12 protein-coding genes and 1 pseudogene are annotated in these 14,082 nt (G+C 72.2%); 6 read left to right on the plus strand and 7 right to left on the minus strand.

Annotation, left to right across the window (positions count from 1 at the left end):
• Window positions 1–274 (minus strand): annotated as a pseudogene (locus tag ACLJQE_RS24975) (Crp/Fnr family transcriptional regulator); the annotation flags it as partial.
• A gap of 473 nt (window positions 275–747) precedes the next feature.
• Here ACLJQE_RS24975 and ACLJQE_RS24980 point away from each other — a divergent pair.
• Both ACLJQE_RS24980 and ACLJQE_RS24985 read left to right on the plus strand, forming a co-directional pair.
• Window positions 748–1,515, plus strand: coding sequence for a hypothetical protein (locus tag ACLJQE_RS24980; protein ID WP_410641775.1), 768 nt, complete (start codon window positions 748–750; stop codon window positions 1,513–1,515).
• Window positions 1,512–2,801 (plus strand): DUF6923 family protein, encoded by a 1,290-nt coding sequence (locus tag ACLJQE_RS24985; protein WP_410641776.1) that lies wholly within the window; start codon window positions 1,512–1,514, stop codon window positions 2,799–2,801. The genes ACLJQE_RS24980 and ACLJQE_RS24985 overlap by 4 nt, the downstream gene beginning before the upstream one ends.
• 6 nt (window positions 2,802–2,807) lie before the next feature.
• Here ACLJQE_RS24985 and ACLJQE_RS24990 read toward each other — a convergent pair whose 3' ends face one another.
• Window positions 2,808–3,824 (minus strand): autoinducer 2 ABC transporter substrate-binding protein, encoded by a 1,017-nt coding sequence (locus tag ACLJQE_RS24990; RefSeq protein ID WP_410641777.1) that lies wholly within the window; start codon window positions 3,822–3,824, stop codon window positions 2,808–2,810.
• A gap of 356 nt (window positions 3,825–4,180) precedes the next feature.
• Between ACLJQE_RS24990 and ACLJQE_RS24995 the strand changes: the two genes are divergently transcribed.
• Window positions 4,181–4,636, plus strand: coding sequence for a DUF4396 domain-containing protein (locus tag ACLJQE_RS24995; RefSeq protein WP_410641778.1), 456 nt, complete (start codon window positions 4,181–4,183; stop codon window positions 4,634–4,636).
• Window positions 4,637–4,675: 39 nt separating this feature from the next.
• On the opposite strand, the gene ACLJQE_RS25000 is transcribed toward ACLJQE_RS24995, so the two are convergent.
• From ACLJQE_RS25000 to ACLJQE_RS25015, 4 genes are all read right to left on the minus strand, one after another.
• On the minus strand, window positions 4,676–4,945 hold the full coding sequence (locus tag ACLJQE_RS25000; protein ID WP_410641779.1) for a hypothetical protein: 270 nt from the start codon (window positions 4,943–4,945) through the stop codon (window positions 4,676–4,678).
• A gap of 8 nt (window positions 4,946–4,953) precedes the next feature.
• A complete protein-coding gene (locus ACLJQE_RS25005; protein WP_410641780.1) occupies window positions 4,954–5,145 on the minus strand; it encodes a hypothetical protein in 192 nt (63 codons plus the stop codon).
• Window positions 5,146–5,270: 125 nt separating this feature from the next.
• Window positions 5,271–6,497, minus strand: a complete 1,227-nt coding sequence (locus tag ACLJQE_RS25010) for a hypothetical protein (protein ID WP_410641781.1) — start codon at window positions 6,495–6,497, stop codon at window positions 5,271–5,273.
• An 88-nt stretch (window positions 6,498–6,585) separates the two neighbouring features.
• Window positions 6,586–9,519, minus strand: a complete 2,934-nt coding sequence (locus ACLJQE_RS25015) for an AfsR/SARP family transcriptional regulator (RefSeq protein ID WP_410641782.1) — start codon at window positions 9,517–9,519, stop codon at window positions 6,586–6,588.
• A 115-nt stretch (window positions 9,520–9,634) separates the two neighbouring features.
• Here ACLJQE_RS25015 and ACLJQE_RS25020 point away from each other — a divergent pair, with 115 nt between their 5' ends.
• The 3 genes from ACLJQE_RS25020 to ACLJQE_RS25030 are packed head-to-tail and all read left to right on the plus strand — an operon-like array spanning window position 9,635 to window position 12,546.
• Window positions 9,635–10,291, plus strand: a complete 657-nt coding sequence (locus tag ACLJQE_RS25020) for an SH3 domain-containing protein (protein WP_410641783.1) — start codon at window positions 9,635–9,637, stop codon at window positions 10,289–10,291.
• Between the two features lie 31 nt (window positions 10,292–10,322).
• The gene (locus tag ACLJQE_RS25025) at window positions 10,323–11,894 is read left to right on the plus strand and encodes an alkaline phosphatase D family protein (RefSeq protein ID WP_410641784.1); all 1,572 of its coding nucleotides are present in this window, start codon (window positions 10,323–10,325) and stop codon (window positions 11,892–11,894) included.
• 25 nt (window positions 11,895–11,919) lie between these two features.
• Window positions 11,920–12,546 carry a TetR family transcriptional regulator gene (locus ACLJQE_RS25030; RefSeq protein WP_410641785.1) on the plus strand — a complete coding sequence of 209 codons (627 nt, stop codon included), beginning with the start codon at window positions 11,920–11,922 and terminating at the stop codon, window positions 12,544–12,546.
• Between the two features lie 295 nt (window positions 12,547–12,841).
• Here ACLJQE_RS25030 and ACLJQE_RS25035 read toward each other — a convergent pair whose 3' ends face one another.
• On the minus strand, window positions 12,842–14,071 hold the full coding sequence (locus ACLJQE_RS25035; protein ID WP_410641786.1) for an amylo-alpha-1,6-glucosidase: 1,230 nt from the start codon (window positions 14,069–14,071) through the stop codon (window positions 12,842–12,844).
• Window positions 14,072–14,082 lie beyond the last annotated feature (11 nt).

A 14,082-nucleotide genomic window follows, 5' to 3' on the forward strand; every position in this document is an offset into this window, starting at 1 on the left:
GGGCGAGTTCGCCGAGTTCGGGGGGGATGACGCGGACTTGGGTGCCGGTGGTGGTGAAGGTGACGCGGCCGTCGCCGACGGCGTAGGAGAGGCGGCGGTTGACTCGGTAGGCTCCGCCGGAGACTTCGACCCAGGGCAGGAGTTTGAGCAGCCAGCGGGAGGAGATGCCCTGCATCTGGGGGACGGACTTCGTGGTTGTGGCGAGGGTGCGGGCGGCTGCCCGTCCCAGGCTGGAGGGCACCTGCTCGGATTCCACCGGGTCGGTGACAGTCACAACGAGAACCACCCAATCATTCGCGTTCGGCACGTGCCCGCCCCAGCCGGCACGCCGGTCATGACCTGCTATTTGCTGATATGCGCGGTTTCGTGGCACCGCGAAATCAACATAGCAACCGCGCCGGGTCGCACAATGACACGATCGGGTCACCGGCTTATTGGCTGGTGTGCGGCTTGATCATCTTCCGCTGATCTTCGAACGGCGTGGTCACAGGCTGTCGGCGGGCGTCACTCGGTCGTGAGATTCCCTGGTCGGCGGCATGGTTCGTGGTTGCCCAGTGAAACGGCGGGGATGGTGGTACCCCGCGTCAACTGCGCCGAATCGGCGACTTTCGTGACACTTGTGCGGCCACCCGGATGAATTCCGCCTTTTCTGTTGTCCGCTCGGAAATGGGTGCACTAACTTGAACGGTCCCGGCCGTGGAATGCGCCGGGCAGTGCTTCCCGCGCTTCGCGGGCGAAAGGACCCGGATGAACATCTTCGTGGCCGGCAGTCTCTGGGTGGCCGGTGCGGCCTGCGTCGGTGGCCTGATCGCCTACCTCGTCCGCCGGTTCGGCCGGACCGACGAGGGCAGGCCCGGCAACAACGACGCGGCGGGCCAGGTGTTCACCATCGTCGGCGGGCTGCACGCGGTCCTGCTCGCGTTCGTGCTCATCTCGCTGTACGACGAGGTGAGCACCGTGAGCCAGACCGCGCAGACCGAGGCCGACGGCCTGGTCGCGGCCAGCTGGGCGGCCGACGCGCTGCCGGAGGAGACGAAGGACCGCGTCCACCGCCTCGCCGCGGCCTACGCGCGCACGGTCGAGGAGCAGGAGTGGCCGCGCCTGGCCGACGGCGGCGAGGTACCCGCGACCGGGGCGACCCAGCTGGACCAGATGCGCCGGGCGGTCGCGGAAGCCCCGGCCGACGGTGACTGGCAGCTGGACCGCAAAACCGAGGCGAGCGACCAGCTCTGGTCGGTCTACCAGGCCCGGCAGCAGCGGCTGAGCCACTCCGGGGCCGGCGGCGTCGGCGCGGTCGTCTGGTTCGCGCTCATCCTCGGCAGCCTGATCACCGCGATCCTGCTGCCCAACCTGTTCGGCGGCACGCGGCTGGCCGCGCACGTCGTCATCGTGTCCACCCTGGCCGGCACGATCACGTTGCTGCTGTTCGCGATCTACCAGCTGCAGAACCCGTTCAGCGGCGGGGTGAGCGTGCCCCCCGAGGCGTTCACCTCGGCGCTGGCCAGGCTGGTTTGACCGGCACGCGGATCCGCTGGGCGGCGGCGTTCGGTGTGGCCGCGGCGGTCTCGGTGCTGCTGGCGGCGACGGGCTGGCTCGCGCCCCCGGCGCCCCGCCTCGCGGTGGCGCGGGAGCCGGGCGGCTGCACGGTCCTGCAGGCGGAGAACCAGCGCAGCGGCGCGCCGACGACCTTGCGGCTGCTTTCTCTGCCCGGCGGGGGCACGCAGCGGGTGAGCCAGGCCGGGTACTGGATCAACGCGATGGGCTACTCCGCCGCGCAGGACGTGGTCTACGGCGTGGCCGACGGCACCCGCGCCGGTCGCTACCACGGCGCGCACGCGGTGCGGATCGACGCCGGCGGCGTGGTCACGGACCTGGGGGTGATCCGCCGGGCCGGCGCGCGGCAGCCCGGGTGGAGCCCGGTCACCGGCGCCACCGCGGGCGCGATCGACGGCGACCGCTGGTACGTGCGGCAGGGCAGCGATCTGTACACAGTGGACATCGACCCGGCCGGCCAGGACTACGTGCGGGTGGTGCACCGGACGGCGCTGCGGCCGGTGTCGCTCGCCGTCGGCGTCGACGACTTCGCCTTCGACCCGGCGGACGGGCTCCTCTACGGTGTCTCGGCGACCTCACACGGCCGCAGCTCGGTGGTCAAGATCGACCCGTCCAGCGGGAAGGTCGCGGTGGTGCCCGGGCTCCGGTTCCCCGAGGGCGGCGCGTACGGCTCGGTGGTGCTCGCCCCCGGCGCGATCTACGCCACGGCCAACCACGCCGGGCGGCGCAGCGCCACGTTCCGCCTGCCGCGCGACGGATCGGGCCCGCCCACCGAGGTCGCGACCGGCCCGCCGCTGGTGAGCGCCGACGCGGCCGGGTGCTTCGCCGAGGCACCCGCACCCGCACCGCCGCCCCCGCCGTCGACGCCCCCGGAGCAGTCGTCGCCTCCGCCCTCGACGTCCCCCGGCCAGCCGCCTCCGCCGCCCCGGACCGAGCAGCCGGTGCCCCCGGCACCGGAGCCGCCGCCGCAGCCGCCGCCGCAGCCGCCGCCGGTGGAGCAGCCCGTCGTGGTGCCGCCGTCCCCCGCGCCGGCACCTCCGCCGCCCGTGGTCACGCCCCCGCCGTCCACCTCGGTCCCGCCACCTCCGCCGCCGACGACGCCCCGTGCGCGTCCGGAGAAGGAGGCCGCGCCAGTGGCCCAGGACACCGGGCAGCGGACCGAGGAGAAGCGGCGGTGGGGACTGACGGCGCTGATCCTCGTGCTCGGCGGGGGCGCGGCGGTCGCACGCGGGCGCCGGCACCGGTGAGCCGGGTCAGTACTTGAACTGGTCGACGTTGTCGGCGGTGATGAGCAGGGGGTCGCCCAGCAGGACGGTCTTCGACGTGGCGTCGTACTTCACCGCCGGCAGCTCCAGGCTCACCTTGTTGACCGGGGCCAGCGGCTTGCCGTCGGCGACCTGCTTCGCCGTCCACGCGGTCAGGTAGCCCAGCGACTCGACGTTCCACAGCACCGACTGCGAGCACGAGCCGTCGAGCAGGAACGGCTTGATGGCCTGCGGTGTCCCGACGCCGACGGTGAACACCCGGCCGATCTTCTGCTCGTCGCCCACGGCCTTCGCGACGCCGGGCGCGGATGTCGTGCACTCGCCGATCAGCCCGGTCAGGCCGGGGTGGCGGGCCATGAGCTGCTTGGCGAGGGTCGTCGCGGCGGCTTCGTCTTCGCCCGCGTACACGGTCTCGACGAGCTGGGCCTTCGGGTAGTGCGCGGCCGCGTACTCCTTCTGGACGTCGATCCACGAGTTGAGGTTCGCCGCGGCCCGGCCGCAGGAGACGATCGCGTACTGGCCGGTGCCGCCGGTCTTCGCCATCAGCGCGTCGACGAGCGCGGCACCGATGCCCTGGGCGCTGGCCTGGTTGACGAACACCTCGCGCTGCGTGCCCGGCGCGTCGGTGTCCGAGGTGAGCACGTGGATGCCCTTCGCCCTGGCCTCGGCGATCACGCCGGCGAGCGCGGCCGGGTCGTTCGGGGCCACCACGATGACGTCGACCTTCTTCGCGATCAGGTCACGCAGGATCGTCACCTGCGCGGCCGGGTCGACCGTCGACGGCCCGGTCGTGTGCCACGCCACGCCGAGCTGTTTCGCCGCCTCGAGACCGCCGTTGTCCATCGCCTCGAAGTACGGGATGCCGCCCACCTTGGGCACGAACTCGATCCGGGTCGGCGACGGCGCGGGCGCGCTGCCCAGCTGGTCCGAGCAGCCCCCGAGCGCGAGCGCCGCGACCAGCAGCACCGTCGCGACCAGCCGGAAGGTCTTCGTCGGCCCTCGCATCCCCACCCGTTCCTCACCGAAATTCGATCCGTTCGATCGGTCTGCGCATGGTGGAGACCAAGGGCGAACGTAGGGCCCCGGGTAACTGTGGTCAACGGGATGTGCGCAAAGGGTTACGGAAGTGAGTTCTGCGCCCGGCGTCTTCGAAGATGGATCCCCTGGTCGGCCGCACCTACTACCCAGCGTGACCCTCAAGCGCCCCAATGTGGCCTTCGGTGCGTTGAACGCACCCAAGGCGGCCTTCGGTGCGTTGAACGCACCCAAGGCCACATTGGGGCGTTTGGGGTCGGGGCGGGCGGGGCGGGCGGGGCGGGCGAAGGCGTGCGGTTGGTACCCCTGGGGGGTATAGTGGCGGCATGAGTGAACAGCATGGGGCTTCGTGGGCGACGGCTATCCAGGCGACTCTGCACTGCCTGACCGGCTGTGCCATCGGTGAGGTGCTCGGCATGGTGCTGGGCACGGCGTTCGGCCTGCACAACGCGGCGACCGTGGTCCTGGCGATCGCGCTGGCCTTCGTCTTCGGGTACGCCCTGACCATGCGGGGCGTGCTGAAGTCGGGGCTGGGCGTCGCGGCGGCGTTCAAGGTCGCCCTGGCCGCGGACACCGTGTCCATCGCCGTGATGGAGCTGATCGACAACACCGTGATCATGGCGATTCCCGGCGCGATGGACGCCGGGCTGGCCGGCCTGGTTTTCTGGCTGGCCCTCGCGCTCTCGCTGGCGGTCGCGTTCGTCGTCACGGTGCCGGTCAACAAGTGGATGATCGGGCGGGGCCTCGGCCACGCCAAGGTGCACGCGCACCACCACCACTGAACAGCGCGTCCGGGGAGGTGGCGGCCTCCCCGGACGCCGCTACCCGCTCGAAAGGTCGATCGCGCGGTCCACCTTGCTCCGGTCGAGCACCCGCAGGACGCCTTCCAGCAGGTAGTAGTCGGCGTAGGGCAGTGACACCTCGACGCCGTCCTCGGCCGGGCGGTTGCGGGTGCAGCGGCCGGCGTTGTCCGGGTCGGCCAGCGCTCCCCAGGGCGGATGAACTCCCCCGCCGGGTGGTAGCGCTTGATGAGCGACGACGCGGCCTGAATCGCCCCCGCCTTCCACTTTTCGTCGCCGGTGAGCCGCCACGCGGTCACCTACGACGGGGAGAAGAGGAAGCCGAGGTCGTGGGTGCCCGTGTCGGTCCGGCGCGGCGCGAGCTTTTCCGCGGAGGCCAGCGCGAGGGTCTTGAATTGTTCTTCGCCGCTGTGCAGCCAGGCCAGCCACAACTGACCGGGCCAGAAATCCGGATGGGCGGGCCGTTGTACACCCGGCGGATATTTGTTCACGGTTGTGAATTGTGTGCCGGTGAGCGGAATGGCGGAGAAATGGGCGAAGGCCCGGCGGGGGTCACCGGGCCTTCGCTGATGTCGCGGGTGAGGGCAGTCAACCACGCGACGATCGGGGGTACCGCTCAGCAGTGCGGGGCGACCGGCTGGTCGGAACCCGTCTGCAGGTACGTGTCCGACACGTAGTGCCCGGGGCCGATCCGGTCCCAGATGTTGCTGGTGCCGAACTTGCCGGTGACGGTGTCACCCTCGACGTAGCACTCGATGTTCACCTTGGCGTAGTTCGCCGCGAGGCCCTTGACGGCGGCCGTCGTGCTGGCGCTCGCCCGGACGTTCATCGGGTCGCCTGCCGTGCTGACGACACCGGTCGGGCCGGAGCCGGTCCACAGGTAGGTGACGTTCACGTTGCCGTTGTCCGACATGCCGAGCCCGTCCCAGAAGACGCCGTCGGCGAGGTCGATGCCTGCCGGGTTCTGCACCTTGTAGCCGAGGCCGCTCTTGCCGCCGTTGTAGCCGTTGTAGTAGGCGGCGTACGCCTCGGGCTGGCCCTGCGGCAGGTCCTTGAACTTGGTCCGCACCGACGCGGGGTTCCAGTAGTCGTCCTGCTCGTTCCACGGGCCGACGTCCCACACGGGCGCGTACTCGCACTTGCTGCCGTCGGTCCGGCAGACGCGGACCGAGTAGTTGCCGGTGCCCTTGGGGGCCAGCCCCTTGCCGGAGGGCAGCGCGACGAAGTGGTCGCGGCTGGTGATGACGTGGCCGTTGGCGGTGGTCCCGCCGATCAGGCCTTCGCGGGTGCCGTAGACCTTGTAGGTCAGCTCGGTCCCGGCGGTGACGGCGTTGGTCTGCGGGACGCTGTCGGCGCTGAGCGCGACGCCCTTGACCGCGGGCCGCACGCCGTCGGTGGTGCTGTGCAGGCTGATCCGCACCTGCACCTCGCTCACCGTGCTCTTCAGCGTGGTGCCCGCGGGGGTCCACTCGGTCCAGTCGTTCACGCCGGTCCGGCCGCGGACGTCGACGTCGACCGAAGTGCCCTTGGGGGTGTCGGCGGTCAGTTCCGCGCTGACGCGGTTGGCCGGCGAACCGAGCTTGTGCCCGGCGGTGGTGAGGCTGCCCTCGCTGCCGGCGAACACCCGGGTGGTTCTGTGCCACGCGGCGTCGGCCAGCGTCAGCGTTCCGCCCGCACCGGTGACGTTGACGTCATCGTAGTCCACAGTGGACAAATCGGCGGTCCAGCCGGTGCCTGCGGACGGCGTCGTCGCGGCCTGGGCGGGGGCTCCGGCCAGCGCCGTCACCGCCCCGGCGGCCAGGACCGCCGCAGTCACGCGGCCGGCCTTCATGTTCCGGATCATCCCCGGTTCTCCTCTCGCACCTGTTCGTTCGAAGGTGGAGAAAGACTGACGGGACGGCGTACATGATCCGTACAAGCAGGTTTGTGCGTCAGGCGGAAGCTATGTGCGGCCGCGCTTCCACCACGGCCGGCGGCTCCTTCGGCCGCGTCGACAACTCGCGCCAGATCGCCAGCGCCCGCTCCGAGTAGTCCCGCGACCGCTCCGGCTGCGAAAGCGCCCGGTGCAGCTCGCCGAGCAGCTGCGACACCTCCGCCTCCGACCGCCGGTCCCCGTTGCGGCGGTGCACCGCCAGCGAGTTCACCAGCAGCAGCTGCGCGTGGGCGAAGTCGCCGCTGTGCAGGCACAGCTCACCCAGGTTCTGGTTGGCGTACCCGACGCAGTGGTCGTCGCCGAGGTCGGTGAAGATCGCGATCGCGCGGTCGACGTGCTCGCGGGCCGCCGCCAGGTTGCCCTGGTGCTGGTACAGCAGGCCCAGCCGCTTGAGCGCGTGCGCTTCGCGGTGGCGGTCGCCGATCGAGGCCGTCAGCTCCAGCGCGTCCGTGATCCAGCGCTTCGCCGCCGCGTAACACCCCCGGGACATCCACACCGCGCCCGCGCTCAGCCGGGCCACCGCTTCGCCGTTCGGGTCGTCGGCCTCCGCGAACAGCTTCAGCGCCTCGTGGCAGTGGTCGAGGGCCAGGTCATCTTCGCCTTCGATGCGGAGGATCGTCGAGAGCCCGGTCAGGGCGACGGCGACGCCCTGGATGTCACCGATCGCGTCGAACAGCATCTTCGACTCCTCGAAGGCCACCCGGGCCTCGGCGTATTCGTCCTGGTAGAGCAGGTACTGCCCGAGGTTGCGCTGGACGATCGCCTCGGCCCGCTTCGAGCCCGTCCGGCGGGCCGCCGCCAGCGCGACGAGGTGCGTGCTGTGCCAGTCGTCCTGCGGGCCCCTCAGGTCGAAGTACGGCGTCAGCGCCGAAGCCAGCTGCCAGGCCAGGTCGTCGAAACCGTGCTGGGCGGCCAGCGAAACCGCCGCGACGGTCGTGTGCCGCTCGGCCGCGAACCACGTGGCCGGGTCTTCGGGCAGCACGCCTTCGGGCACGGCGGGGCGCGGCAGCCGGTCGTCGCAGTACATGCCGAAGAAGTGCAGCGGCATCCGGCGCGCCGCCTCCAGCGCGAGCCCCAGGTAGCCCTCCAGCATCCGCCGCAGGCCGGCGCGGGTCTTGGCCGCGTCACTGCGCTCGGCGAGCTCCACCGCGTACACGCGCAGCAGGTCGTGCAGCCGGTAGCGCGGCTGGCCTGCCGAATCGGAGCCGACGAGCTCGACGAGGTGGCCGTCGACCAGGACGTCGAGGACGTCGTCGGCGTCGCGGCGGCCCAGCGCCGCCGCGACCACCCACGCCGGGAACTGGACCGGCCCGAGCAGGCCCAGCCCGCGGAACGCGGTGGCCGCCGACATCGGCAGCAGGTCGTAGGACAGCGTCACGCTCGCGCGGACGGCGAGGTCGCCGACGCGCAGCTCGTCGAGCCGGCGGCGCTCGTCGCCGAGCCGGCCGGCCAGCAGCCGCAGCGTCCAGCCGGGCCGGTGCGTCAGCTTCGCGCCGGCCACCCGGATCGCCAGCGGCAGGTGCCCGCACTGGCGCAGGATCGCCGCGGCGCTCTCCGGCTCGGCGGCCACCCGCTCGGCGCCGACGATGCCCTCCAGCAGCCGCGCGGCCTCGGCCTCGGGCAGCAGGTCGACGTCCACCGGCTTCGCGCCGGCGAGCCCGGGCAGCCGGATCCGGCTGGTCACCAGCACCGCGCAGACACCGGCCCCGGGCAGCAGCGGCCGCACCTGTGCCTCGCTGCCGGCGTCGTCGAGCACGACGCACATCCGCCGCCCGGCCAGCCGCGACCGCAGCAGCGCCGAACGCTCGGCCAGCTCGCGCGGCAGGCCGGCGTCGGGGATGCCCAGCGTGCGCAGCAGCTCGGCGAGCACGCTCATCGGTGCCCGCGGCGACGACGACGTGCCGGCCAGGTCGACGTGCAGCTGGCCGTCGGGGAACTGGTCGCGGACCGCGTGCGCGACCCGGACGGCGACCGCCGACTTGCCGACGCCGGGGGCACCCGACAGCACGATCACGGCGGGCGTGCCGGAGTCCGCGCGCTCCTGCAGCAGGGTGACGACGGTGCGGATCAGGCCGCCGCGGCCGGTGAAGTCCGGCAGGTCGAGGGGCAGCTGGCAGACCGGGGCGACGTCGGCGGCACGCGGGGGGAGGACGTGGTCCGGGACCAGGGTGGCGCGCAGCTCGCGCAGCCGGGCACCCGGTTCGGCGTCGAGCTCCTCGCGCAGGACCCGCTCGGCCGACTCGTACGCCTCGATCGCGTCCCCGGTCCGGCCCGCGGCCCGCAGGGCGACGATCAGCTGCGCCCACAGTTCCTCGCGCAGCGGGTGTTCGGTGACCAGCCCGCGCAGCTCGGCGATGGCCTCACCGGAGCGGCCGAGGCCGATCCGCGCGCGCAGGCGCTGTTCCTGCACCGACAGCCGGAGTTCGGTGAGCCGGGCGATGGTCGCGCCCCAGCTGTGGTCGTGCTGGAGGCCTTCGAGGACTTCACCGCGCCACAGCGCGTCGGCCTTGTCGAGGAGTTTGAGGGCGCTCTCGGTTTCCCCGTCGTCGAGCGCTTCCTGGGCTTCGCCTGCCAAGGCGGTGAAGGCGAGGTGGTCCAGTTCGTCCGGCGACGCGGTCAGCAGGTAGCCGGAGGGCCCGCTGCTGATCCGCTCGCCGAGGGCGGGGTCGATCTCGGCGAAGCGCCTTCGCAGGGAATGCACGTACGTGCGGATGTTCGCCGCGGCCGACCGCGGCGCCGCCTGTGGCCACAGCACTTCCACCAGCACGTCGGTCGAGACGACGACGTTCGGCTGCAGGGCCAGCGCGGCCAGCAGCAGCCGGGGCTTCGGGCCGCCGAGGGCGATCACCCGCCCGGCGGCGGTGACCTCCAGCGGACCGAGGACGCGGATGGTCAGCGAGGTGGTCTCAACCTGCCCGATGAGTTCCCCCATGTCCCGGACTCTAGGACCCGTCCGGCGCAGGGGCTAGATCCATTCGGAGTGTGTGTCCGTGCGCACACGTGCGGTTTTGTACGCGACGTGTACGGCGGAGAGCCACGCTGCGGCCATGAAGCGTTTGAACCTCCGGCGTATCGCCGGCTTAGGGGTGATCCTGGCCGCCGTCGGCACACTCGTGGTCGGCGGCGCGCTCGAGGCGTCGGCCGCGGCGACCGGCACCGTCAAGACCGCGGGTGACCCGCTCAACGTCCGCCGGGCGCCCACCGCGAGCGCCTCGGCCGTCAAAACCGTCGCCAACGGCGCGGCGGTGACCATCGACTGCCAGATCCACGGCACGTCGGTCACCGGCACCTACGGCACGAGCACGTTGTGGGACTACGTGCCCGCGCTCGGCGGGTACATTTCGGACACCTACGTCTTCACCAACTCCGACACGCGGGTGGCGCCCGACTGCGGCGTCGGCTCGGGCAGCGGCCAGTGCGCCGACGCCTGCGCGGGCGAGGCGCAGTACCGCTCGTCCGACTCGCACTTCCTCGTCTACGACACGAGTTCCGACGGCTACTCCGCCGTGGTGGCCTACTGGCTCAAGGGCGGCGCCGGCCCGTTCTACGTCTGGAACTCCGGGGGCGAGGGCACGAAGGTCGACAAGGCCGTCACGGTCCCGCACGGCGGCTGGGTCTTCTACAAGGTGTGCGTCGCGAACTACACGACGGCCAAGCCCGACCTGAAGTCCTGCAGCGACGGCATCACCGACTTCGCGGCCTGACCGCGCCTCCACCACGAGAAAGGGCTTTCCCATGGGTCAGGTAAACCGGCGCAAGGTGCTGCTCGGCGGGCTCGCCGCGGTCACCGCCACCGCGGCTTCGGCGGCGCTGCCGTCGTGGGCGAACGCCCGCACCACGGCCGCCGCCCCCGCCATCCGCGATCCCTTCCAGCTGGGTGTCGCCTCCGGCGATCCGCTGCCCGACAGCGTCGTGCTGTGGACGCGGCTCGCACCCGCGCCGCTCAACCCGGACGGCTTCGGCGGCATGCCGGACGCCACGTACGCGGTCGACTGGGAGATCGCGAACGACGAGGCGTTCAGCTCGATCGTGCAGAGCGGCTCGGTGAGCGCCGCCAGTGCTGCCGGGCACAGTGTCCACATCGAACCGACCGGCCTGCAGCCGGCCCGCGAGTACTTCTACCGGTTCCGCAGTTCCGGCTACCTCTCGCCGGTCGGCCGGACGCGCACCGCGCCCGCCGCCGGTGCCGCGGTCAACCAGCTCAAGTACTGCTTCAGCTCCTGCCAGCACTGGGAGGAGGGCTACTACCACGCGTACAAGGGCATCGTGGCCGACGACCCGGACCTGGTGCTGTTCCTCGGCGACTACATCTACGAGAAGAAGTCGGGCCGCACCGCGCAGGAGCGCAACCCGCGGAGCCTGGCCTTCACCGAGGACGTCACCACGCTCGCGCAGTACCGCGCCCGCCACGCCCAGCACAAGACCGACGCCGACCTGCAGGCCGCGCACGCCGTCGCACCCTGGATCGTGGTCTTCGACGACCACGAGGTGATGAACAACTGGAACGGCACCACCGCGCCGGCCAACGCCGCGCGCAAGGCCGCCGGGTTCCAGGCCTTCTACGAGAACACCCCGATCCGGTCGACGGCCAAGCCCAACGGCGCGTCGATCCAGCTGTACCGGCAGCTGGTGTGGGGCAACCTGGCCCGGTTCCACATGCTCGACACGCGCCAGTACCGCAGTGCCCAGGTGGCCGACCCCGCCGGCGACGCCGGTCCGGCCTGCGCCGACATGCGCAGCACCTCCCGCAGCATCCTCGGCGCCACGGAGGAGGCGTGGCTGCTCAAGCAGTTCGAGTCGCACCCCGCGACCTGGGACTTCCTCGGCCAGCAGGTCTTCTTCGCCACGCGGGACGCCGACGGCAACAAGGCCACCTGCGAGGGCAACGACTCCTGGCAGGGCTACGAGGCCTCCCGGAACCGGATCCAGCAGGGCTGGGTCGACCGCAAGGTCGCCAACCCGGTCGTGCTCACCGGTGACGTCCACCGGCACTGGGCCGCCGACCTGCGGCTGGACTACTTCAACCACAGCAGCCCGGTCATCGGCTCGGAGCTGGTCACGACGTCGGTCACGAGCAACAGCGACAACGCCTCCGCGCCCAGCGCGGCCTGGTACGCGAACAACCCGCACGTCAAGTACTGCAAGGGCGAGCGCGGCTACGTCCGCGTCACGACCACGCCGTCGCAGATGCGGGCGGACTTCATGACGACGTCCGACACCAGCGTCTACGACCCCGCGTCGGTGGTGATCAAGACCGACCGCAGCTACGTAGTGCAAGCGGGCAAGCCCGGCCTCCAGCAGGTCTGACCCCGCGGGCGCTACCCTGCGTGACGTGACCGGTGAACTGGGTCTGCGGGAGCGCAAGAAGCTCCGCACGCGGGCGGCGATCTCGACGGCGGCGATCGGGCTCTTCCTGGAGCGCGGGTTCGACGCCGTCGGGGTCGCCGAGGTGGCGCGGGTGGCGGAGGTGTCCAAACGGACGCTCTTCGCCTACTTCCCGACCAAGGAGGACCTCGTGCTGCACCGGTTCGCCGACCACGAGACCGACGCGGCGGACGTCGTCCGCGCCCGCCGGCCGGAGCAGGGGCCCCTGTCCGCGTTGCGGGAGGCGTTCCTGCGGGGGCTCGAGGCGCGGGAGCCGGTGACCGGGCTGTGCGACCTCCCCGAAGTCGTCGCGGTGTTCCGGCTGGTCACCGGCACGCCGGCGCTGGTCGCCCGGCTCGCGGAGTTCGCCGGCGCGGGGGAGGCGGCGCTGGCCGCCGCGCTCGCCGAGGCCGGCGTTCCCGCGCTGGACGCGAGCTTGGCCGCGGCGCAGATCACGGCGGTCCGGCGGACGCTGGCCACGGCGAACATGGCCGCGGTGGCGGACGGCGTCGCCGCGCGGGAGCGCCTTCCGGAGGCCCGGGTGACGGCCGAACGGGCGTTCACGTTGCTGTCGTCCGGCGTAGGGTTCGCCTGAGCACGGCCGATCATGCCGCATTCATGGTCCGGACCATGAAAAACGCACGGGGCCGGCGGGCCGGGCGAAGGTAGACTCCGAGAATCCTGAATGGACACAGGGACCTCCGATCGCGGGGGACCCGCGCCCCGGCTGGGGGTGGCGCGGGTCCCCGGAGCGGCGATCTCGACGTTCCGCTCGTGCCACCGCGTCCGCGAGTGGACACAGTGGACAGTCGGCGGGCGACGGCAGCCCGGGATCAACCAGCTGGGACGGGCGGGCCGTCCAGCCGCCCCCGACGCGGCTGGACGGCCCGTCAGCTCCCCTCGGACAGCAGGTCCACGGTCAGGGCCGCCGTCCAGCTGAACGAGCGGGTGCCGTGGCCGGCGCCGGTCAGCGGGTCGAGGTACTCGGCGAAGCCGGTCTGTGCGGCCGTCTCGACGAGGTCGTCGCGCAACCGGGCGGCGAGGGCGTGTTCGCCGTGGCGCACCAGGCCCTGGCGGACCAGCCAGCCGACGTTGAACCACGACGGCCCGCGCCAGTAGCGGCCGGGGTCGAAGCCCGGTGCGGTGAGGTCGTAGCTCGGCACGCCGTGCACCCGGCCGAGCCGGAAGCGCGGGCCGGTCGCGGTCGTCAGCAGAGCGGGCGCGACCGCCAGGTCCGGCAGCACCAGCGGCAGCAGGCCGGCGCACGTGTGCTCGCGGATCAGCGAGCCGGTGTGGACGTCGCGGGCGAAGAAGAAGCCGGCGGCGCTGTCCCACAACGTCTCCTGCAACGCCTTCTCGACCCGGGCCGCGGTCTCGCGGTGGCCCGCCGACGGCAGGCCGAGCTCGTCGGCGATTTCGGCCAGCGCCAGTTCGGCGTCGGCCAGCAGGGCGTTGAAGCCCGGGTCTTCCACGGCGAAGGCGCCCATGGCCCGGTAGCCGCTGTCCCGGTAGTCGGCGGCGAGCCGGACGTACCGGCCGTAGTCGTCGTCGCTGGGCCGGTCGCCCGCCTCGCCGTGCGTCAGGTCGCGGCGGACGAACCCGGTGGCGGGCGAGACGCGGGCGAGGGGCTCGTCCCAGGCGGGGCTGTTGTCCATGCCCGACTCCCACGGGTGCACGATCGCCACCAGCCCGCGCCCGCCCGCGTTGCGGTGGGTGCGCAGGTAGTCGTGCCAGGCCACCAGCTGCGGGTACAGCGCGGCGAGGAACTCCCGGTCGGGCTCGGCTTCGTGCACCGCGAGCGCGGCGCGGGCGTGGACCGGCGGCTGGACCAGGCCCGACGTCCGCCCGGCGTGCCAGAAGGACGGCCCGGGGAAGTACGCCTCGGCCGGTGTCTGCGGGTCGAACACGATGTGCGGGACGCGGCCGTCGGGCCACTGCGCGGCGAAGAGCGTCCGCAGCTCGCGCCGGGCGTGCCCGGGGTGCAGCCGGCGCAGGCCGAAGGCGATGAAGGCGGAGTCCCAGCTCCACTGGTGCGGGTAGAGCCCCCGCGAGGGCACGGTGGACGCGCCGAGCCAGTTGCCCGCGAGGACAGCCGCGGCCCGCTCCCGTGTTACGTTCATATGTCCAATCT

Source organism: Amycolatopsis sp. lyj-346, from assembly GCF_046548975.1.
Classification (GTDB): Bacteria; Actinomycetota; Actinomycetes; order Mycobacteriales; family Pseudonocardiaceae; genus Amycolatopsis.

Coding starts and splice junctions, on each gene's coding strand:
- ACLJQE_RS24980 (WP_410641775.1), top strand. CDS start 748: ATGAACATCTTCGTGGCCGGCAGTCTCTGGGTGGCCGGTGCGGCCTGC.
- ACLJQE_RS24990 (WP_410641777.1), bottom strand. CDS start 3,824: ATGCGAGGGCCGACGAAGACCTTCCGGCTGGTCGCGACGGTGCTGCTG.
- ACLJQE_RS24995 (WP_410641778.1), top strand. CDS start 4,181: ATGAGTGAACAGCATGGGGCTTCGTGGGCGACGGCTATCCAGGCGACT.
- ACLJQE_RS25010 (WP_410641781.1), bottom strand. CDS start 6,497: ATGATCCGGAACATGAAGGCCGGCCGCGTGACTGCGGCGGTCCTGGCC.
- ACLJQE_RS25015 (WP_410641782.1), bottom strand. CDS start 9,519: ATGGGGGAACTCATCGGGCAGGTTGAGACCACCTCGCTGACCATCCGC.
- ACLJQE_RS25020 (WP_410641783.1), top strand. CDS start 9,635: ATGAAGCGTTTGAACCTCCGGCGTATCGCCGGCTTAGGGGTGATCCTG.
- ACLJQE_RS25025 (WP_410641784.1), top strand. CDS start 10,323: ATGGGTCAGGTAAACCGGCGCAAGGTGCTGCTCGGCGGGCTCGCCGCG.
- ACLJQE_RS25035 (WP_410641786.1), bottom strand. CDS start 14,071: ATGAACGTAACACGGGAGCGGGCCGCGGCTGTCCTCGCGGGCAACTGG.